This is a genomic window from Deltaproteobacteria bacterium (genome assembly GCA_016218975.1).
In the GTDB taxonomy this organism is placed as follows: Bacteria; Desulfobacterota; Deferrimicrobia; order Deferrimicrobiales; family Deferrimicrobiaceae; genus JAENIX01.
Genome location: JACRCO010000053.1, coordinates 231,495 through 251,363 on the forward strand (window position 1 = coordinate 231,495; position 19,869 = coordinate 251,363).

Annotated in this window: 17 protein-coding genes; 2 read left to right on the forward strand and 15 right to left on the reverse strand. The window is 61.3% G+C overall.

What is annotated here, in order from left to right; genetic code table 11:
- Positions 1-52: 52 nt before the first annotated feature.
- From HY896_07680 to HY896_07740, 13 genes are all read right to left on the reverse strand, one after another.
- Positions 53-2,431, reverse strand: coding sequence for an ATP-dependent Clp protease ATP-binding subunit (locus HY896_07680; protein MBI5576231.1), 2,379 nt, complete (start codon positions 2,429-2,431; stop codon positions 53-55).
- Between the two features lie 433 nt (positions 2,432-2,864).
- Positions 2,865-5,804: a Cache 3/Cache 2 fusion domain-containing protein gene (locus HY896_07685; GenBank protein MBI5576232.1), complete on the reverse strand. Its 2,940-nt coding sequence runs from the start codon at positions 5,802-5,804 to the stop codon at positions 2,865-2,867.
- 315 nt (positions 5,805-6,119) lie between these two features.
- Positions 6,120-7,031, reverse strand: coding sequence for a sugar kinase (locus HY896_07690; GenBank protein ID MBI5576233.1), 912 nt, complete (start codon positions 7,029-7,031; stop codon positions 6,120-6,122).
- Positions 7,032-7,174: 143 nt separating this feature from the next.
- Entirely contained in the window at positions 7,175-8,083 is a 909-nt protein-coding gene (gene cyoE / locus HY896_07695) for a protoheme IX farnesyltransferase (GenBank protein ID MBI5576234.1), read from the reverse strand.
- Complete coding sequence (locus HY896_07700; GenBank protein MBI5576235.1) at positions 8,071-8,940, reverse strand: heme A synthase; 870 nt, start codon at positions 8,938-8,940, stop codon at positions 8,071-8,073. Before HY896_07700 ends, cyoE begins: the two co-directional genes overlap by 13 nt.
- Positions 8,941-8,968: 28 nt before the next feature.
- On the reverse strand, positions 8,969-9,247 hold the full coding sequence (locus tag HY896_07705; GenBank protein ID MBI5576236.1) for a cytochrome C oxidase subunit IV family protein: 279 nt from the start codon (positions 9,245-9,247) through the stop codon (positions 8,969-8,971).
- Positions 9,248-9,254: 7 nt separating this feature from the next.
- Positions 9,255-9,866, reverse strand: a complete 612-nt coding sequence (locus HY896_07710; protein ID MBI5576237.1) for a cytochrome c oxidase subunit 3 family protein — start codon at positions 9,864-9,866, stop codon at positions 9,255-9,257.
- 4 nt (positions 9,867-9,870) lie between these two features.
- Positions 9,871-11,481: a cytochrome c oxidase subunit I gene (gene ctaD, locus HY896_07715; protein MBI5576238.1), complete on the reverse strand. Its 1,611-nt coding sequence runs from the start codon at positions 11,479-11,481 to the stop codon at positions 9,871-9,873.
- A 111-nt stretch (positions 11,482-11,592) separates the two neighbouring features.
- Entirely contained in the window at positions 11,593-12,534 is a 942-nt protein-coding gene (gene coxB / locus HY896_07720; protein ID MBI5576239.1) for a cytochrome c oxidase subunit II, read from the reverse strand.
- Between the two features lie 35 nt (positions 12,535-12,569).
- The gene (locus HY896_07725; protein MBI5576240.1) at positions 12,570-13,397 is read right to left on the reverse strand and encodes an SCO family protein; all 828 of its coding nucleotides are present in this window, start codon (positions 13,395-13,397) and stop codon (positions 12,570-12,572) included.
- Between the two features lie 83 nt (positions 13,398-13,480).
- Complete coding sequence (locus tag HY896_07730; GenBank protein MBI5576241.1) at positions 13,481-13,978, reverse strand: VOC family protein; 498 nt, start codon at positions 13,976-13,978, stop codon at positions 13,481-13,483.
- 91 nt (positions 13,979-14,069) lie between these two features.
- Positions 14,070-15,470: an MBL fold metallo-hydrolase gene (locus tag HY896_07735; protein MBI5576242.1), complete on the reverse strand. Its 1,401-nt coding sequence runs from the start codon at positions 15,468-15,470 to the stop codon at positions 14,070-14,072.
- Complete coding sequence (locus HY896_07740) at positions 15,467-15,805, reverse strand: phage holin family protein (protein MBI5576243.1); 339 nt, start codon at positions 15,803-15,805, stop codon at positions 15,467-15,469. Before HY896_07740 ends, HY896_07735 begins: the two co-directional genes overlap by 4 nt.
- 104 nt (positions 15,806-15,909) lie before the next feature.
- Here HY896_07740 and HY896_07745 point away from each other — a divergent pair, with 104 nt between their 5' ends.
- A complete protein-coding gene (locus tag HY896_07745; GenBank protein ID MBI5576244.1) occupies positions 15,910-16,128 on the forward strand; it encodes a hypothetical protein in 219 nt (72 codons plus the stop codon).
- 104 nt (positions 16,129-16,232) lie between these two features.
- On the opposite strand, the gene HY896_07750 is transcribed toward HY896_07745, so the two are convergent.
- Entirely contained in the window at positions 16,233-17,504 is a 1,272-nt protein-coding gene (locus tag HY896_07750; GenBank protein MBI5576245.1) for an OFA family MFS transporter, read from the reverse strand.
- A gap of 328 nt (positions 17,505-17,832) precedes the next feature.
- Here HY896_07750 and HY896_07755 point away from each other — a divergent pair, with 328 nt between their 5' ends.
- Positions 17,833-18,531, forward strand: a complete 699-nt coding sequence (locus tag HY896_07755) for a Crp/Fnr family transcriptional regulator (protein MBI5576246.1) — start codon at positions 17,833-17,835, stop codon at positions 18,529-18,531.
- 15 nt (positions 18,532-18,546) lie between these two features.
- On the opposite strand, the gene HY896_07760 is transcribed toward HY896_07755, so the two are convergent.
- Positions 18,547-19,788 carry a ChaN family lipoprotein gene (locus tag HY896_07760; protein MBI5576247.1) on the reverse strand — a complete coding sequence of 414 codons (1,242 nt, stop codon included), beginning with the start codon at positions 19,786-19,788 and terminating at the stop codon, positions 18,547-18,549.
- Positions 19,789-19,869 lie beyond the last annotated feature (81 nt).

Here is a 19,869-nt window from a genome sequence, read left to right on the forward strand (position 1 = left end):
CGCCCTACTCTTAGGATACTTCTTCCGGGAAAAAGTTCCCTCCCGGCGCGGATCAGAACAAACGGACTTCCTCCCCCTCCTTTCGCAGGACGAGGGGAATTCCCGAAAACGCCCGCCTTGCGAGCTCCCCCTCGGCGCTCAGGACGCCGATCGGTCCCCGCACATACCGGTCGACCACACGCCCGAGTTCGCGTATCCCGTATTCCGCGCTGTAGCCTGCGACGGCGAGCCAGTCCTTCGCGTCCGGCTCCACCAGAAGGCTGACACCGTTCACGTTCAGGAGATGTTCGACCAGCGCCGACAGGTGATGGTCGAGCACTTCGCGGACATCGTCCCGGGACAGGGGACGGAAGACTATCTGCTCGTCTATCCGGTTCAGGAACTCCGGCCGGAATCGCTTGCGGGCCTCCGTGAGCGCGCCGGCGGCGAGTGCGGCCCGGTCTCCCGCGTGGAAGCCCATTTCCTTGCCCACGCGGATATTCGCCGTCATGACGAAGACGGCGTTGCGGGCGTCCGCTGTGCGGCCCTGCCCGTCGGTTATCTTCCCCTCGTCGAAGAGCTGGAGGAACAGGTCGTATACCCGCGGCGCCGCCTTCTCCACTTCATCAAGGAGGACGACGGAGTACGGCGTCGTCCGGATGCGGGCGGTCAGCTGCCCGCCCTCCTCATAGCCGATATAGCCGGGCGAAGCGCCCACGAGGCGGGTGGCGCTGGAGTCCTCCTGGTATTCCGACATGTCGAGCCGGATGAAAGCGCGCTCGTCGGAAAAGAGGTACGCCGCCATCCGCCGCGCCAGTTCCGTCTTTCCGACGCCCGAGGGCCCGAGGAAGAGAAACACTCCCAGGGGGCGGCTGCGGTCCCCCAGCCCGGCGTGGGCGAGGAGAAGCCTGCGGCAAACCCGGGAAACGGCGTCCTTCTGGCCGACGATATGCCGGTTAAGGTACTCCTGCATTCCCCGTATCCTGGACTCTGTGATCCCGCCCATTCCGCCCCGCACCACTTCCATGGGGAGACTCATCTTTTCCGCGACCACTCTCGCCACCACATCGGGCTTGACCACGGCGACCCCCATGGGCCCCATCCCTTCGGACTCCACCACCCGTGAGAGCAGGGGCACGCGGCAATCGGCGCAGGCGCGGTCGAGGAGATCTATCGCCTTGTCCGGCATGTAGTGCATCGGGTCGAACCTTGTGGAGAGGTCGACCGCCGCTTCTACCGCCTCGTCCGTAATAGTGACGCCGAAGTGGGATTCGCGATGGGCGCGCAGCCCAAGGAGTATTTCCAGCGTTTCATCCCGGCTGGGCTCGTTGACCTGGATAGGCTGGAAGCGGCGCTCGAAGGCGGGATCCTTCTCGACGCTTCGGCGATACTCCGCGATCGTCGTCGCGCCGATGCAGCGCAGCTCCCCCCGGGCCAGGGCCGGCTTCATGATGTTCCCGGCGTCCATCGGCGCCCCTTCCGCGCGGCCGGCCCCCACAACGGTATGGAACTCGTCGATGAAAAGGATAACCTCGGGATGGCTCCTCACCTCATCGATGAGCCTGGTGAGCCGTTCCTCGAATTCTCCGCGGTATTTCGTTCCCGCCACCAGTTCCGCCATCGAAAGCTCCACAAGCCGCTTTCCTCCGAGCATCTGGCGGTCCCGGCCCATGGCGATGCGCTCCGCGAGAGCCTCCACGATCGCCGTCTTTCCGACGCCCGCTTCGCCCACGAGGACGGGATTGTTCTTCGTCGGCATCAGCAACACTTTCAGAAGCTGCCGCAGGGTATTGCGTGTGCGGTCGGAATCGACGAACGGCATAAGCCGCCCCTCTCGCGCCGCCCGCGTTATGTCCCTGCCGTACCGGTCCAGCATCGGCGTGTCGGAAGTGCGGGGCTCCTCCAGGGAAGCCACGCCGACGGCCTCCTCGCTGCCGACCTTCTGCTTGCTCTCCTCGCTGTCTCCCGATATGACTTCCTTCCCGAGCGTCGCCGGATCGATCCCCGCGCCTACCAGGACCGCGGATACGATAGGCCCGGGGTCCTCGAGTATGGCCCCCAGCAGGTGAGAGGCTCGTGTCTCTCCCTCGCCGGCACGCTCCGCCAGCTGATCGGCCCTGCGGAAGAACGCCTTGCATTTCTCGCTGCGGTGGACCGCCTGCTCGAATTGGTGGGCGTAGCCGGGCCTGAGCCTCGACCGGACCCCCCGGCGAAAGGACATCGAAGTTATCCCCATGCCGCCGATGATCCGCTCCACCCCGTCCGCCTCGCCGCGGATGGTTTCCGCGGGGAAGGACTCCGCTTTCGAGAACCGCAGAAATCCAAGCGCCTTGTGAAGGCTTAGGATTCCGATGACAAGGTGCTCCCGTTCGATGAACGGATGCCTTGCGGTTGCGGCCTCGGAAGCGGCGATCTGCCACGCCAGCCCTGCAGCGGCGGATAGTTTGGGCATTATCGTCTCCTAAAAGTAAAACGTCCGGAAAGGTCCACGGCGAGGGAAAATGGATATCCAAAATCGCGCATTTGAAATTTTATGCCCCCTTGAGCGATCGGGTCAAGAAAAGCTCTTCTTAAGATGCCGTCCACGGCATCGGTCACTCACGGAAATTCAGAATTGTCGCCGCTCATGCCGATCCAGGGACTCCGCCATTTAAAAAAAACGACGGCTCCGCGTGGAGGGGCGCGGCGCCGTCGTTCGAACCCGGAGGGAAGGGACGCCCCGGGGAATCGGCCATAGCCATTCGGCTATGTGATGCCGAAAATTCTAACAAGTTTCATGCAATTGATTCCAAGGGCGGAAAAACATTTGGATCAGGGGAGTTATCAGTATACAAAAAGAACCATCAAACGACGTTTGTCATATGCAATTGCAAATTTGTAATGCTTTACACCGTCTCGGTGGCATCAAGTACTTCGCGGATCTTTCGCACCAGGTCGCCGGGGCGGAAGGGCTTCTGCACGAAATGCATGCCCGGATCCAGAACCCCATGATGTATGATCGCATCTTCGGTGTAGCCGGAGATGTAGATCACCTTTATATCCGGCCTCGAAGCCAGCATCCGGCGAGCCAGTTCCCTCCCGTTCATCTGCGGCATCACCACGTCCGTTATAAGCAAATGGATCGGCCCTTCGTGCTTCTCGGCGATCCTCATGGCATCCACTCCATCATGGGCCGGGAGAACGGTATAGCCCGCCTGATTCAGGATCTCTATCACGAGTTCACGGACAAGGTCCTCATCCTCGGCCAGAAGAACCGTTTCCGCCCCCCCCTGCATGGCGGCGACGGCGCCCCGCGCGACATGGGGAAGTTCCATCTCCCCGGCAAGCACTCTCGGCAGGTATATCTTGAATGTCGTGCCCCTGTCCGGCTCGCTGTACGCCCAGATGTATCCCGAGCTCTGCTTTATGATTCCGTACACGGTGGACAGGCCGAGCCCCGTTCCCTTTCCGACCTCCTTGGTCGTGAAGAACGGCTCGAAGATCCGGGACCGGACGGACTCGTCCATCCCGCACCCCGTGTCGGTAATCGCAAGCATCATGTATGGGCCCGGCTTGACGTTCAGGTGCGTCTGCACGTATGTTTCGTCGAGCATGACGTTGTCGGTTTCGATGGTGAGCTTGCCGCCCTCCGGCATGGCGTCCCGTGCATTGACCACGGTATTTACGATAACCTGCTCGATCTGGGCGGGGTCGATCCGCACGTTCCAGAGATCCTCGCGCAACGATGTCTGCAGGTCGATGTCCTCGCCGATCAGCCTGCGCAGCATTCCGTCCAGGTTTGCCACGACGTCGTTCATGTCGACGTCCTTGAGCTGAAAAACCTGCTTGCGGCTGAACGCCAGGAGCTGCCGCGTCACCGCGGCCGCCCGGTCGGCCGCATTCTTGATCCCCTCTACTTCGTGCCGCCAGGGACCGTGTTTCGGGAGCCCGTACAGGATGAGGTCGCAGTAGCCCGTGATGACCGTCAGAAGGTTGTTGAAGTCATGGGCGACGCCCCCCGCAAGCTTCCCGATCGCCTCCATCTTCTGGGATTGGCGGAGCTGTTCCTCCATTTCGATCTCGTGTGTGAGGTCGCGTTTCACGGCGACGAAATTCACGATGCGCCCCGAGGCGTCCCGGACCGGGGAAATCACCGCAAACTCCTCGAACAGGTTCCCGTCCTTGCTCCTGTTGACGATTTTCCCCGACCAGACCTTGCCTTGCGTGAGGATGTTCCACATGGTCCCGTAAAAATCCTTGTCATGTTTTCCGCTCTTGAGGATTCGCGGGTTCTTCCCGAGGACCTCGTCGCGGCCGTAACCGGTAAGCCGCTCGAACGACGGATTGACGTACTGGATCGTGCCGTCGGCGTCCGTGATGACGACGGCTTCTCCCGCCTGCTCGACCGCCATGCCGAGCCGCGCGAGGTCTTCTTCCGCCTGCTTCCTGATAGTGATGTCCTGCGCAACGCAGACGACGCCCTCGAACCCGCCCGACGGACCGTACATCGGGGAAGCCGAGAGCAGCATGGGTATCTCCCGCCCGTCCGCGGTCCTGTAGGCGAGCTCCCGGTTACGCAGGAACCCTTGCCTGCGGACTTCCTCGACGATCGACCCCCGGCTTTTTCCGCTCTCCCCCAGGATCGACTCCACCGATTTTCCGATCAGGTCCCTCTCCTTGTATCCAAGGAGGGAACAGATGGCGGCATTGCAGTTCCGGATCGCGCCGTCCGGCGATACTATGAGCAGCGTATCGATCATGCTGTTCAATATGTTGTTTACATAGTTCTTGGACACGGTGGTGTTCTCGAGGTCGACGGCCAGCCTGTTGAAACTTTCCACGAGAAGAGCGACCTCGCCGCTTGCCTCCGCCTCGACCTGGGTGGAACGGTCCCCCCTCGCGAGCCTGTCGGCGGCGTCCGCAAGCTTGGTCACGGGCCCCAGCACTTTCCTCGAATAGGAATACATCGTCGCCAGGCCGAGCGTCATGCATCCGAGCAGGGCGGCCGCAGAGAACAGAACGATCGATTGAACGGGGGAGAAGCACTCCCGCGCGGGGACCTGGGAAACGACATACCAGTCCCACGGCTCGAAGTACTGCCAGGAAGCGATTATGTCCTGGCCATGCCGGGTATACCGGATCGAGCCTTCCCGTTTCTTAAGGATTTCCGCGACGGGCGCGATGCGGGAAGCGTCTTCCTCGGCATCGGCGTCGGGGTGGAACACGATCTTTCCGGCCGAGTCGATTACGTAGGTATAACCGGTCGTCCAGGCGCGCATCCCGGCAAGGACGTTGCGCAGCGAGCTCAAGTCCTGAAGCTTCACCCCGACGTACAGGCATCCGACAACCTTCCCGTCCACGAAAACGGGATCGTACTGGGTCGCGCACCAGTCGTTCACGACCTTGTTGCGGCCCTTGTAAGTTTTTCCCGCCTTCACCGCCTGGAAAACCGGGCTGTCGGAATCGATCGTCGTACCGACGGCCCGCGATCCGTCGTGCTTCCGGACGGTCGTGGCGACGCGCAGCATGAAGGTGTTGTGCATCCGGAAAATGGTGGCAAGGGAACCGGTCAGGTCGCTGGTGTGGTCCACGATGGAGAAGTCTTTCCCCTCTTCGGGGATGATTCTCCCGCCGTACTCGAACAGTTCCCGAAGCACCTTGGCATCCTGCCCGAGCTTACCCTGGGCGAACTCCTCGTTCATCCGGCACATCTGGACCACCTTGCCGGTGATCCCTGCCAGCCGGGCCTCGGCCTCCGCTTCCAGCGTCGCTTTCGCTTTAAGGGTAAGAAGGACCGCCGTGACGACCAGCGGTATTATGATGGCAAGCCCGCCGATGAGCACCATTCGACGGCTTATGGAACTTCGCCTTCCCCAAAAACCCACCGCGCACCCCCAATCAAGGCTGCAACAGGCGATCCATAACCGCGAATGGGCAAACGACAGTAAAGCTGCCTCTATTAATTATCGGTAAAATGACGATAAAAATAAATCGCTTTATTGCGGGTCGGCAATTGTTTTGCGACCCTGATTTGCTTATGTTATCCGCCAGATATGGATTTATCCGACCGCGGCGAGCACTCATTCAAAAGAATATTTATTTGTTTCCTGCTTATTTAGTCGATAAAGATTCTTGTTGGCGGGAGAAATAACGATGATTAATCAGACCCGGAATTCGGTGAGCGCCCGGAAAGCGTCGACGCGCTCGGCGATTTCACCTGGGGAAAGATTCTGGAGCCGCTCCGTACTGAACGCTTCCACGGTGAAGGAGGCGATGGCGCTCCCGTACATCGTCGCCGTACGGTAATCCATGTCGGTAAGCTCCTCCCCGTCCCGGGAGGCGAGATAACCCATGAAGCCACCCGCGAAACTGTCGCCGGCCCCCGTCGGGTCGAAGATAGTCTCAAGCGGATAGGCGGGAGCGGCGAACATGGTCCCGTCCGAAAGGTGCAGAACCCCGTATTCACCGCGCTTGACGACCACCCTGGCCGGCCCCCAGCTCATGACGGCGCGCGCGGCCTTTACGAGGTTGTACTCCCCCGAGATTTCCCTTATCTCGCTCTCGTTGAAAACCACGATGTCCACCTTCGAGATCACCTCGCGCAACGGTCCCGGGCTGTTTTCGATCCAGTAGTTCATCGTGTCGAGCGCGACCAGCTTCGGATTACGCACCTGGCCGAGGATGTCCATCTGGAGCCCCGGAGCGATGTTCCCGAGAAACACGTACGGGCTGTCCCGGTACTCTTCAGGGAGAACGGGCGCAAACTCCTGGAATACGTTGAGTTCCGTCTTGACGGTGTGCGCGGTGTTCAGGTCGTACTCGTAATATCCTTTCCAGCGGAACGTTTCGCCGTCCGCGATCTTTAGCCCCCGGGTGTCGATGGCTCGGGCCGAGAGCATCCCGATGACGTTCTGCGGAAAGTCCTTTCCCACCACGGACACCAGCCGGACCGGCGCCAGGTAGCTGGCTGCCAGGGAAAAGTAGGTGGCGGATCCGCCGACCACCCGCTCCACCTCCCCGAAAGGGGACTTGATGCTGTCGAACGCCATCGAACCGACGACTAACAGGCTCATTTCCGCTCCTTGAATGCGCGTTTCATTAATTGATGATAATAACCCAACAAAAGCGTTGCTGCCATCGGGAGGGACGGCGAAGACCGGATTCTTGACGGGCTGCCGAGGCGGTGTGCCCCGCGAGGCGTGCCGAGCCCGCAGGGCTAGCCTGCGGCGACGTCGACGATGACCGAGAGGAGGAGGCCGAGGATGTAGATGATGGACGCGGCGAACGCCTTGCCGAACCGGCGGCTCGCGACGATATTACGGTAGCAGGATACAAGGAACCACGCGCCGAGGAACAGCGCGGCAGCGGCAAAATGCGGCGAGCAGAACCCAAGCCACCACAAACCGAGGGAAAGTGGCAGCAGTGCGGTCGCATAGAGAAAAACAAGAATCTTCGTATATGGCTCCCCCATGGCCACGGGGAGGACGGGGACGCCCGCCGCCCGGTAATCGTCCTGGCACTTCAGCGCCAGCGTCCAGAAGTGGGGGGGTTGCCATAGCAGCATCAGGAAGAAAAGCAGGAAGCCGTCCGCGCCGATGCGCGGCTCGATCGACGCGTAGCCGATGAGGACGGGAAGCGCCCCGGGGATTCCGCCGGGCACCGTTCCGTAGGGAGAGCGCCGCTTCAGATACAGGGTATACAAAAGGGCGTAGCCCGAGACCGCCCCAAGGAGAAGCAGCGTCGCCGTCGGGTTCAGGAATAGAACGGAAATCGCCAGGGATGCCGCGATCAGGCCCAAAGACAGGAAAAGCGCTCCGCGGCTGCCTACATTTTCCAGCGCCGCCTTTCTTGCCGCGACGCGGCTCATCCGCGAATCCATCTCCCGGTCCAGGATTCCGTTCAGGATTGCCGATCCGGATGCCGCCATGAGAATGCAGGAAAGGCAGATAAATCCGAAACCGGCCGGCGGAAGGCTCCGCCCCGCCAGCACCATGCCCGAAAACCCCGCAAGCGTAACGCCGCCCGCGATACCCGGTTTCGATATAAGCAGCGCGGATGCCGCAACGCCATCGGAGCGGGACTCCCTTCCGGCTACCGGTCTTGCATGGACCGTTACCGGTTCCACGGCAGCAATTCCTCCCTCTTGACCTCCCTGGCCCACATGTGGAAAAGAACGACCAGCATCCCCAGGGCTATCGCCATGTGCAAGGCTGTGGACAGGTAGTAAAGCTTCGTCAGGACCACCAGTCCACCGACGGCGACCTGTCCCGCGGCCAGCAGCAGGAGGGCCCGCGCAAGGCCCCTGCTCTCGTCGAGCCGCCGGTCGAGGACCACCGCTGCGTACAGGGCGATGACGGTGAGAAACACGAGGGCCGCCAGAACGCGGTGGGAAAAGTGGATCAATACGTGGCCCGTCAGAACCTTCGGAAAGAGCCCGTCCGCGCAGAGCGGCCATTCCGCACAGGCAAGCCCGGCGTCCGCGTGCCTCACGTAGGCTCCAAGGCCCGCCAGCAGGAAAACCAGGATGCCGATTCCGAAAAACAGCGCCGACCGCCCGGACAGGGAGAAGGCGGGAGGATACCGGACGCCGTCGAAGGATGCCATGTAGACCGCAAGCAGGAATACGGCGAGACCGAGCATGAAATGCACCGTCGTGAGCTGCACCGGTATGCCGAAGAGAACCACCGCGCCGCCGAGAACGACCTCCACCGCCAGGAACCCTGCCGCCAGGATGGGAACGGCCTTCGCCGAACCTCGATAGTCCCTGAAACGCCGAACGCAAAGGGCGATGAGCGAGATGCCCGCTACGGCGGCGATCACGCGGTGGAGGAATTCCATGTAGATGTCCAGCCGAAGGGGCGGCAGGACCTTTCCGTGGCACAGGGGCCAGTCCGGGCAGGCGAGTCCCGCCTTCAGGCCCGCCACGAGATTCCCCCAGACCAGGAGCAGGAACAACAGGCCGACCGTCATTCTGCCGCGCATCTTGCCCTCCGTTCGTACGGCATCCGCGCTAACGGAACAACGTGTCCGAAAGCGTCCCTGCGACTATAAGAAGGAGAAAGAGGACAGGCACCAGCGCGAACGTCCACACCAGCACGCCCTCGTGCTTCAGGTGCATGAAGAAAAGCGCGACCAGCGACGCTTTCACCGAGGCGATGAGCAGAGCCGTTGCTACATTCCAGAATCCGAGGTCGACATAGGAAACCGCGACGGTCGCGCCGGTCAGGACCAGCAGAGCCGCGAAGACCGCCAGGTAGACTGCATATCCCCCGCCGCGCCCCTTCATCATCGCTCCCCTATCCGATAAGGTAAAACAGCGGAAACAGGTAGATCCAGACGAGGTCCACGAAATGCCAGTATAGCCCCGAAATCTCGACCGGAGTATTGTAGCTCTCCGAGAACCTGCCCCGGCCCGCCAGGAAGAGCATCGCCCCGAGGACCGCAATCCCTCCCGCGACGTGCAACCCGTGCAGCCCCGTCATCATGAAATAGAGCGAGAAGAAGATGTCCGTCCCGGGGAACAGCCCGTGGGCGAACTTCTCCGTCCATTCGAAGTACTTGATCACAAGGAAGACGCCCGCCAGAAAGATGGTCAGGGACAGGAAAAGTTTCAGGAGCCTTTGCTCGCCCTTGCGTATCGATGCTATGGCCAGAGCCACCGTCAGGCTGCTGGCGATGAGCACGACCGTGTTGGCGGCCCCGAGAACGCGATCGAGATGCAGATAATCCCTGTGGAACATCTCAGGGAACTTGAGGCGGAACACGATGTACGTCGTGAACAGGCCGCCGAACAGGAGCACCTCGGTTGCGAGAAACGCCCAGATACCCAGCTTGGCGGCCTCGTACGCAACTGCGGGGCTTGCGTGCACGGACGGATGCCCGGCGCTTTCCGCCGCCGAATGGGCCATATGGTCAGCCATCGCCCGCCGGTTTCCTCTTTACGTACCCGTACGGCCAGTCGGTGACGACCGGCACTGTCCCGAAATTCTCCTCCGGCGGCGGCGAAGAGGTCTGCCACTCCAGGGTCAGCCCCTTCCAGGGGTTGGCGGGGGCCGGATCGCCCCGGAAAAGCCCACGGATGAAATTCGAAAACATGACGAGGATCCCCCCGGCGAGAATCCACGATCCCACCGTGGACACGATGTTCAGCGTCTGGTACTGGGGCGGGTACTCCGCCCACCGCCGCGGCATTCCCTTGAACCCGAGGTAGAACTGGACGAGAAAGGTGAGGTTGAAGCCGATGAAGGTCAGCAGCCATCCCCATCGCGCCGTCTTTTCGCTGAGCATCCTGCCTGTCATCTTGGGCCACCAGTAGTGCAGTCCGGCCAGGAGTCCCATCACCGTCCCCCCCATCATCGTGTAATGGAAGTGGGCGACGATGAAATAGGTGTCGTGGACGTGGACGTCCGTCGCCAACGCCCCGAGGAACATCCCGGTAAGCCCCCCGATGATGAACAGGGAGATGAAGGTGAGGGCGTACAGCATCGGCGACTCGAAGGTGATCGATCCCTTGTACATCGTTGCGATCCAGTTGAAGACCTTGACCGACGTCGGGACCGCCACGAAGAACGTCAGGAAGGAAAAGATGATGCTGGCCGTCTTCGACATCCCGCTGACGAACATGTGGTGGCCCCAGACAAGGAACCCGATGAATGCGATGGCCAGTGAGGAGTAGGCGATCGCCTTGTATCCGAAGATGGGCTTACGCGAGAAGACGGGTATCACCTCCGAGATGACCCCCATGGCGGGCAGTATCATCACATACACCACGGGATGCGAGTAGAACCAGAAGAAGTGCTGGAAGAGCAGCGGGTCCCCCCCCTTCGCGGGATCGAAAAACCCGATCCCGAAAACCCGTTCCATCGCGAGGAGCAGGAATGTGATTCCCACTACCGGAGTGGCCAGGACCTGGATGATGCTGGTGGCGTACATACCCCATATGAACAGGGGCATCCGGTGCCAGGTCATTCCCGGCGCCCTCAACTTGTGGACGGTGACGATGAAATTCAGCCCCGTCAGGATGGATGACATCCCCACAAGGAATATGCCGAAGGAAAGCAAGGCGATGTTCGCCCCGGTCTTCGCCGAATACGGGGTATAGAAGGTCCAGCCGGTGTCCATCGGCCTTATGAGCGAACCCAGGATGACCAGGATCCCCGCGACGAAGATCCAGTAGCTCGCAAGGTTCAGCCTGGGGAATGCGACGTCCCGCGCCCCAATCAGCAGGGGGATGAAAAAATTCCCCAGCCCCGAAGGGATACCCGGGATAATAAAGAGGAAAATCATCATGGAGCCGTGGAGGGTGAACAGGACGTTATACGTCTGGTTGCTGAAGATTGCCTGCCCTGGGTACATAAGCTTGATCCGGATCAGGAGACCGAAGATCCCGCCCAGCAGGAAGAAGAAGAGCGTCGTATAGAGATAAAGCGCCCCGATCCGTTTATGGTCCAGCGTCAAGGCCCAGGACCGGAAGCCCCTTGCCGCGAGGTACCCGCGGGAACGGCCGTTTTCCGGCAGCGCCATTCCGTTCGCTGTGGCTTCCGTCATTCCTCAACACCCCCGACACAATACCGCGTTCACCATTGCGATGATGTCGGGGGAGTCGAGGTTGCGCCTTTTCCGGTGTATGCTCCGCTATTTCTGCGTTTTGAGAAAAGCGACGATAGCCGCCATGTCGTCGTCCGAGACCGACCCCTTGAACGTCGGCATCGCGTTCGGGAATCCTTTCACGACTTTCGCCCCGGGATCCACGATGGACTCTCTTATGTATTCCTCGTCGGCTTTCGCTTCTCCACCCGCCTCAAGGAGCACCATCCTGCCGAACAGCCCTTTGAAGGTTGGGCCCACCTTGACGCTGCCGTCGACCGAATGGCACCCAAGGCAGCCGAACCTTTCCAGGAGCTCCTTTCCCTTCTCGAAAAGCGGCAACGCGGCTTTCGCGCCTTCCGCCTCCGCCTTCCAGGTGGAGTAGGCATCCGGGGACATCACGATCAGCTTTGCGCGCATGTTGGAATGGCCGACGCCGCAATACTGGGTGCAGAAGATGTCGAACGTCCCTTCCCGGTCCGGCTGGAAATAGAGATACGTGTACTGCCCCGGCAGAATGTCCTGCTTGATCCGGTATTCGGGGATGAAGAACCCGTGGATGACGTCCCTTGATGTCATTATCAGCTTCACCGGCGGGCCGATGGGCACGCGCAGCTCGTTCACCGCAGTGCGGCCGTCCGCGTACTTGAACTCGTAAAGGAACTGCCCCGCCGTTACGTTGACGTCGGAAGCCCCCGGCTGCGGAGCGGTAACGTCCCGGAAGACCACGTATCCGTAGGTGAAAAAAGCGAGAACCGCGAGCGACGGGACCAGTACCCAAACGATTTCGAGGAGGGTGTTGCTCCTTACGTCCGACAGGGCGGCATCCTCCGACGCCTTCCTCCTGCGATACCGGATCGCGAAATAGATCAGCAATCCCTCGACCAGGAGGAAGAAGAAGAGCGATACACAGGCGATGAAAAGAAAGACGGCGTCGATCTGCCAGGCCGACGGCGAGGCCGCGGCGCCCCCGGCGAATGCGTTCGTCATTTCACCCCCTGGACCCCTGGCCCCCTATCCAGACTTCATGATAGCTGCTCAGGCTTACGCCGCTTCATTATGGCGAAATATATCCCTCCGAGAAAGACAAGGGTCAACACGCCGCCCGCCTTCATGATGTTCCGGGCGTAAAGGGCGTATTTCCTCTGCACCGGGTCGTAATGGAAACAGAACAGGAGTGCGCGGTTAAACGCCGAAGAATCGCCTATCCGGCCTCCCGCCGCTTCGATGAGCGCAAGTTTCAGGTCACGCGGCTCCTGCTCGATCCCGTACAGGTAGCGGGAGATCCTCCCATCGGAAGTAAGGACGACGACGACGTTGGGATGGGCGAATTCTTTCCCGACTTTCGCATACCGGAAGCCGACGGCCTGCGCCAGCCTGTCGATTTCCTCGCGTTCCCCGAACAGGAAGGGCCATCGCGAAGCGGGTTCCTTCACCCCTTTCATCATCGCGTGCATCTCGCCAGCCCGGTCCCGGGCCGATTCGGGCCTATCATCCGGATCGATGCTGACCGTGACGATCCGGTAATCGCGTGAAATGGAGATCCCCCCCATCCGGTCCGCGGCCGCGAGGAGGTTCCGCAGGATCAGGGGGCAAAGCATGGGGCATGTGTAATAGTTGAGGGTCAGCAGTACCGGCCCTCCCCCGAAGAAATCCCCCAACCGGACGCGATTCCCCGCGGAGTCGGTGAAAAGAAGCCCGGGAGGCACTTGTCCTCCGGGCTTCTCGTCCACTCCGATGCGCTTCAGGACATCGTCCGGCGTTTCCCTTTCATGCCCGTACGAGGCTTGCGCCGGAAAGATCAGCGCGCAGACGGCTGCAATCGTAATCGTCAGGAACGCTTTTCGAGCCACCCGTCTCCACCGCCTCGGGATGGACCCATGAATAAGAAAGGCGGGCGGGTCCTCTCCCAAAACTCATGATGCGGGCGGGCCGGTCATTGTTTCCCGCCTTCCGCCTGTTTCCTGAAGAATTCCTCCGCCCCGCGGCGGATTTCCTCCTGCGTCAGGTCCTGCTTGCGGGTAGCCAGGCCCCATTCGTACCCGAACGGGTCCGCGACCTTGCCGTACCGGTCGCCCCAGAACATGTCCGCAACGGGCATCCGCACCTGCGCCCCAGCCACCACGGCGCGGTCGAATACGGCGTCCACGTCCTCGACGTAAAGGTGGACCGAAACGGGGGAGCCTCCGTATTTCTCGGGTGCGCCCGACCCCATTCCGGGAATCTCGTCCCCGAGGAACAGGAACGAATCGCCGATCCGGATCTGGGCATGGACGACGCTATTGCCGTCGGGGCCGGTCAACCGGTCCAGAAGTTCGGCGCCGAACGCCTTCTTGTAGAATTCGATGGCCCGGTCCGCGCCCCGGAACATCAGGCATGTAGTAACCGTGTGAAATCCCTTGGGGATCGATGCAACCCCATGGACAATCTTCATCTTTTTCGCCGCTTTCATCCCGGTTCTCCCTTCCTGAGATCTCCAATAGTAGATGAAAGGGATACCCAAAGGTTCCAGGGCCCGGCGGCGTTCAGATCTCCATCGGTTGCCCGGGGTCGGGAACGACGGCACTCCATCCGAAGCGGTCACGCAGAGTCTGCGCGAATCCGATGGAGACCGATTCCTCGCCGTGCGCCACGCATACCCTGGCGGGAGGGGTTCGGAAATTCCCGGCCCAGGCAAGCAGGTCGTCCCGGTCGGCATGGGCCGACAGGCCGCCTATCGTGTAGACGTCGGCGGCCACCGCGATGTCCTCCCCGAAAACGCGGACCCACTTCGCCCCGTCGACGATCCTGCGGCCGAGCGTTCCTTCCGCCTGGAACCCGACGATCACTATGCTGCACTCCTTGCGCCACAGGTTATGTTTCAGGTGGTGCTTGATCCGGCCGGCCTCGCACATGCCGCTTCCAGCCATGATGATCGCGCCCCCCCGGAGGGAATTCAGCGCCATCGACTCCTCGGTGCTCGTCGTGTAGACCACGCGCAGGGCTTCGGGATGCTCCTCCCTCCATTTCATCACGCTCAACGTCTCCTCGTCGAAGCACTCGGGGTGCCGCAGGGTGATCTGCGTGGCCTGCGCCGCCAGCGGCGAATCGATGTAAAGGGTAAGCCCTCTCAATCGCCCCTTGCGGGCAATGTCCGCAAGCAGGTACAGGATGTCCTGCGCGCGGCCGACAGCGAACGCGGGAATGATGACGTTGCCGCCCTTCCTTTGAAGCGTGTCCGTCAACGCATGAACGAACTCCTCGATCGAGTCTTCCATGTGCTTGTGCACCCGGTTTCCGTAGGTGGATTCCATGACGAGCAGATCGGCGTTCTCCACCGGCGCCGGATCCCGCACGATCGGAAGGCCTCGGTGGCCGAGGTCCCCCGTGAAGACGAGATTCCGCTCCCGGGCGCCGTCGCGGACGGCCACCGTCACGATCGCCGACCCGAGGATATGGCCCGCATCGAGGAAGCGTGCACGTATTCCCGGAGCAGGCTCGGCTTCGGCCCCGTATTGCGTCCGCTTCAAACGGGGCAGCACGGCCAGCGCGTCCTTTTCCGTATAGAGCGGCTCGCCGTTCCATCTTCCGGATCGCTGCGCCTTTTTCCTTCGCCACTCCGTCTCCCGCTCCTGGATATGCCCCGAGTCGGGAAGCATCACCCCCAGCAGGTCGGCGGTGGCCGGGGTGGCGTAGATCGGTCCCCGGAATCCGTCCCGGACGATCTTCGGCAGGAGCCCGGAATGGTCCAGGTGGGCATGCGTCTGGAGGATGAAATCGACCGAAGAAGGCGGGACCGGAAACGGCCTTGCGTTCTTCCTCTCGCTCTCCGATCCGCCCTGGAACATCCCGCAATCCACAAGAAAACGTTTCCCCGCGGTCTCGACGAGGATGCAGGAGCCGGTCACCTCCCGCACGCCGCCCAGGAACGTCACGGTGACGCTCATGGGACCGCTCTCGTAAGTATCCAGGATATGACGCTGATGAGAAGCGAGCCCGCCACCGCGCCCGGGAACCCGCTGACGTGGAATCCGGGGACGATGGAGGAGACAAGCAAGAGTAGCAGCCCGTTTACCACGAGGAGGAACAGACCAAGGGTCACAACCGTGACAGGTAACGTGAGAAGCACAAAGATCGGGCGGACGACCGCGTTGACCAGGCCCAGCACGAACGCCGCGGCGAGCGCAGCAAGCGCGCCGTCCGCCGACATGACAGACGGAAGCAGGTATGCGATCAGAAGGATGGCTATGGCGTTGGCGCCCATTCGGACCAGGAACGGCATGGGACAAGTATATCGCGGGAAAATTTCCAGTGTGAAAGGTTATACGGATGGCGGCGCGCCGCAGGCATAGAGTGAAATCAGAAGGGGAGAAGGAGGTGAGAGAGATGGAAGGAATCCTGCTTGAAATCGAGTCGATACTCTCTCCGTTCGCCGTCCTGTCCGGCCTTGCGCTTATCGTGGTCGGCGCATGCGGCATCCTCCTGGGCCACATGAGCGACGAGGAAGCGGAGGGAAGAAAGGTTTACTGGGCGGAATCGCCGTTCACCGACGTCAGTGAACCGACGGCGCGCGAGGAGACCGTCAAGTATCCGCGGGCCGCTTAACGGTCCCGCAAACCATATAAAACAACAGGGGCGCGGGAAACATCCCGCGTCCCCTTTTTTTGCCGCAGCCGGGGGGAAGGCCGTGAGCTGCGGGACCCCTTGCTTTATGCCGCCCGGGAAATCCTTCCCGGCTCTTCCGCGCCCGCAATGATCGGCGCAACCGGCCGCTTCGCGAGCAGCAGGCTCCCGAGCGCCACGACGCAGATCGCGGAGCCTACATAGAACGCGTTGGTGTAGTTCCCGAAAATATCGAACAGGCGGCCCGCGATGATCGGGCCGATGACGCCCGCTACGCCCCACGCCGTGAACACGAGGCCATAGTTAACACCGAGGTTCTTCGTGCCGAAGAAGTCGCCCGTCGTGGACGCGTACACGGAAAGCTGCGTCCCGTAGCAGTAATAAACGATGAAGACCATCGCGTACAGGGCCGCGACCCCTCCGATGTGCGGAAGGACCACGAAGGCGAGGATGGACACGCCCACCATGAGGCGCAGCGTCTGCAGCCGTCCGAACGCATCGGACAGCCATCCGGAGAATATCCGCCCGGACGCGTTCCCTACGGCGCCCACGGCGATGGCAAGGTTGGCGGCAGTTTCGACGATACCCAACTGCTGCCTTCCGAACGGGACCAACTGGCTGATGAGCATGAGACCGGCGCCTGTGGCCAGCGCATAAGCGATCCACATGAAATAAAACGTTGGAGTTCTCACCACTTCGCCAGGAGTGAATTCATGCCTGGTGGCGGTCACTTTCGCCGTCGCCGCCGCCGGCTCCCAACCCGCCGGCTTCCAGCCCGCAGGCGGATTCCGGAGGATGAAGGCCCCGATCATGGTAGCGATGAAGTATCCGATCCCGAGGTACAGGAAGGTGTCCCGCCAGCCGAAAGCCGTGAGCATCGGCTTACCTATAAGGGAGACTATGAACGATCCGCCGCCGTATCCGGCGACCGCCAGGCCGACCGCAAGACCCCGCCGGTCGGGGAACCATTTGGAAAGCACCGGGATCGGCGTCGCATATCCGAACCCGCTGCCGATGCCGAGGACGGCCCCCATGGTCAGGTAAAGGTACGTAAGGTTTCTGGTGTACGTAGCAAGTATCCATCCGAGGCTGAACAGGACCGAGCCGGTAACGGAAACCCAGAAAGGTCCCTTCTTGTCCTGTATCCGTCCCGCCGCGATGAAACTCAAGCCGAAAACGAACACCGCGATGGTAAACACCCATGAAGTCTGAGTCCGGCTCCAGCCGAACTCATTTTCCAGCGGCAGCACGAAGATGCTCCATGCGTACAGAGCGCCCAGGGGCAGGTTCATCAACAGGGCCCCGCCGACGCGCCACCACCGGTTCATCATTTTTTCTCCTGCGAACCCCGCTTCCATCGCATGCGCCTCCTTGTCGCTACAAATCTTTCGCCGATCGGGTTGAAAATGAATGCCCTCCCCCACGTTCATCGACACGATTTAATCGTAGAACCGCGTCCCGGATCGCTCTGTGAAACCTTTCACATTCGGTGTGAAACCTTTTACTCCGCGCCACTTTGCGGCCGCACCTCTCTGACTGTAAAAGCTTTCACGGATCTTTTTGACGGGGCCCTGCAACCTGAAATCGCAGTCAGGGAAGTCGAGACGCGATGACGAAGAACATGGGAAATGCGCCCGGGATCCCGCCTCGTTGATTCGGTGGGTGAGCCGGTTGTAGAGTAGGGGTATGCCCCTCTCCTACACCTCCGCCGACGAACTGTTCGAGGGGATCTCCGACGCAGAGGCGCAGAAGGTCGCGCACCTCTGCGTCGAACGGAGATACCGCAAGGGCGCTACGATCTTCTCCAAGGGTGATCCCGCGGATTCCCTCTATATATTGAAAGAAGGAAGGGTGCGCATGGTTTTCCTGTCGGGCAAGGGGGCAGAGACGATTCTGCACATACTCAAGCCAGACGCCGTATTCGGGGAGCTTCTGCTTTCGGAGGAGCGGCGGGCGCTTACCGCCATCGCGGGAACGGAAGTCATTGCCACCGCCCTTCCCAAACGCGGCCTGGTGGAGCTGTTGACCACCATTCCCGCAATTTCCAGGAACTTCCTCCGGATCCTGTCGAGGCGTCTTGCGAAAGTGGAAAAGGAATTCGGGGATTTCGGCCACACCTGGTCCTACCACCGGCTTGCGCAGATTCTGCTGCAGCTGGCCGACGAGCACGGCCAGGAAACGGCTCAGGGCACCGTCATATCCCTGCGCCTGACGCATGAGGACATCGCGAACCTGATCGGGACGACGCGTGAGACGGTCACGACACAACTGAACCGGTTCCGGCGTATGAAGCTTGTGGGAAGGCAAGGGAGTAGCATCGTCGTCCACCGGCGCCGATTGGAGGATTTCGCGTCATCGGTCGAGGCGCGGCGCCCCCTTCCCTGAGGCGAAAACCGCCTCCTATTCGTGCGGCTTCTTCCCCGGCAGAGGAAAGAACAGCACGTCGAGCTGCATCCTGATCCCGCCGCGCAGGACGGCCACCGCCGCCCGGTCGCCCTCCTTCTTCGCGCGAACTCGAAGGTAAACGTCCGACATGTCGGAAACCGGCTCCCCATCGATGTAGACGAGACGGTCCCCTTTAAGGATGCCGGCCTTCGCGGCAGGAGACCCTTCCCTCACGCCTTCCACGAGGACATCGTTATCCTTCGCGGAAAGGACGACGCCCAGAGCCATGCTCTTCCCTTCCAGGTCTTCGTAAGCGACCATCCAATGGAAATCGGCCGGCAATAGAGGTATTTCCGGGAGCTCGACCTTCATCAGGCGGTCCTTCTTGTCTTCGGGGATGCTGATTTCCTCCGGCATGACGATCGTGTACGACAACGGCATCCTTCGGAGAACCTTCTTCGGGATGCCGAACCCGTACCTGACGTGCCATCCGCCGGTAAGGGTCACCATCTTCTTCCCTTCCCCCCGACGGCTGCGCAGGTAGTCGACGACCCGCACCGCCATCGTCTCCTCCCACAAGAGCTGGACCCGGAAGAACGCGTCGAATTTCCCCTCGGTGGCGAGGTGCCCTCCATATACCCCCTTCATGGCCGCGCGCTGGTAGGGGTCGGGCTCGCCGACCACCGGCAGCTTCGCCTTCAGGGTTTCGGGAATGTTGTCCAGCCCCGCCTTGCGCACCTCCTGCTGCAACTCCCTCGATGGATTCAACGCGATGACGTCGATCCGGCGCTCACGGGCGAATTGCAGGATCTCCCGGTAGTATCCGAAATCGGAGCCCCAGTTCTCGTACCATTTCGTCGCCTTCAGGAACTCTATCTCCGTCATCTCCCCTTTCGTCCACCGGTCCAGCGCATCCTGGTCCGGCTCGCGGAACATCTCCATTCCGACGGCGACCTTGCCGGGGAAGCGCCTGTCGAGCTCCCGGATGATCGCCAGCTCCACGCGATGGGCGTTCATGTTGTCGTGCGTCTCGCCTATGCAGATCAGCCGCGCCGCCGAGATCATGTCCATCGCGCCGTCGAAGGAAAGCGCCAGCCCGGTGGGAAGATGGCGGATATCATCAGCCCTGGGCGGTTCCTTCGGAGGGTACGGCACGTCGATCCCACCCCTGTACGTCGCGTGCGTGCCGGCGCATCCCGCCATCGCAAGCATGAAATATGCCGACAAAATCATGAAACGGCCCCGAACGAAGATCATCCCGGCTTCCCCCGCTGCTTGTAGGATGTAAGGTTCCCGCCTTCCGTTACGATAACCCGATTATCGCCGGGAACGGACATC

Bases quoted from the DNA above. Each gene is read 5' to 3' on its own strand.
- HY896_07680 (MBI5576231.1), bottom strand. From the start codon at position 2,431: ATGCCCAAACTATCCGCCGCTGCAGGGCTGGCGTGGCAGATCGCCGCT.
- HY896_07685 (MBI5576232.1), bottom strand. From the start codon at position 5,804: ATGGTGCTCATCGGCGGGCTTGCCATCATAATACCGCTGGTCGTCACG.
- HY896_07690 (MBI5576233.1), bottom strand. From the start codon at position 7,031: ATGAGCCTGTTAGTCGTCGGTTCGATGGCGTTCGACAGCATCAAGTCC.
- HY896_07700 (MBI5576235.1), bottom strand. From the start codon at position 8,940: ATGCGCGGCAGAATGACGGTCGGCCTGTTGTTCCTGCTCCTGGTCTGG.
- HY896_07705 (MBI5576236.1), bottom strand. From the start codon at position 9,247: ATGATGAAGGGGCGCGGCGGGGGATATGCAGTCTACCTGGCGGTCTTC.
- HY896_07710 (MBI5576237.1), bottom strand. From the start codon at position 9,866: ATGGCCCATTCGGCGGCGGAAAGCGCCGGGCATCCGTCCGTGCACGCA.
- ctaD (MBI5576238.1), bottom strand. From the start codon at position 11,481: ATGGCGCTGCCGGAAAACGGCCGTTCCCGCGGGTACCTCGCGGCAAGG.
- coxB (MBI5576239.1), bottom strand. From the start codon at position 12,534: ATGACGAACGCATTCGCCGGGGGCGCCGCGGCCTCGCCGTCGGCCTGG.
- HY896_07730 (MBI5576241.1), bottom strand. From the start codon at position 13,978: ATGAAGATTGTCCATGGGGTTGCATCGATCCCCAAGGGATTTCACACG.
- HY896_07735 (MBI5576242.1), bottom strand. From the start codon at position 15,470: ATGAGCGTCACCGTGACGTTCCTGGGCGGCGTGCGGGAGGTGACCGGC.
- HY896_07740 (MBI5576243.1), bottom strand. From the start codon at position 15,805: ATGCCGTTCCTGGTCCGAATGGGCGCCAACGCCATAGCCATCCTTCTG.
- HY896_07745 (MBI5576244.1), top strand. From the start codon at position 15,910: ATGGAAGGAATCCTGCTTGAAATCGAGTCGATACTCTCTCCGTTCGCC.
- HY896_07750 (MBI5576245.1), bottom strand. From the start codon at position 17,504: ATGGAAGCGGGGTTCGCAGGAGAAAAAATGATGAACCGGTGGTGGCGC.
- HY896_07755 (MBI5576246.1), top strand. From the start codon at position 17,833: ATGCCCCTCTCCTACACCTCCGCCGACGAACTGTTCGAGGGGATCTCC.
- HY896_07760 (MBI5576247.1), bottom strand. From the start codon at position 19,788: ATGATCTTCGTTCGGGGCCGTTTCATGATTTTGTCGGCATATTTCATG.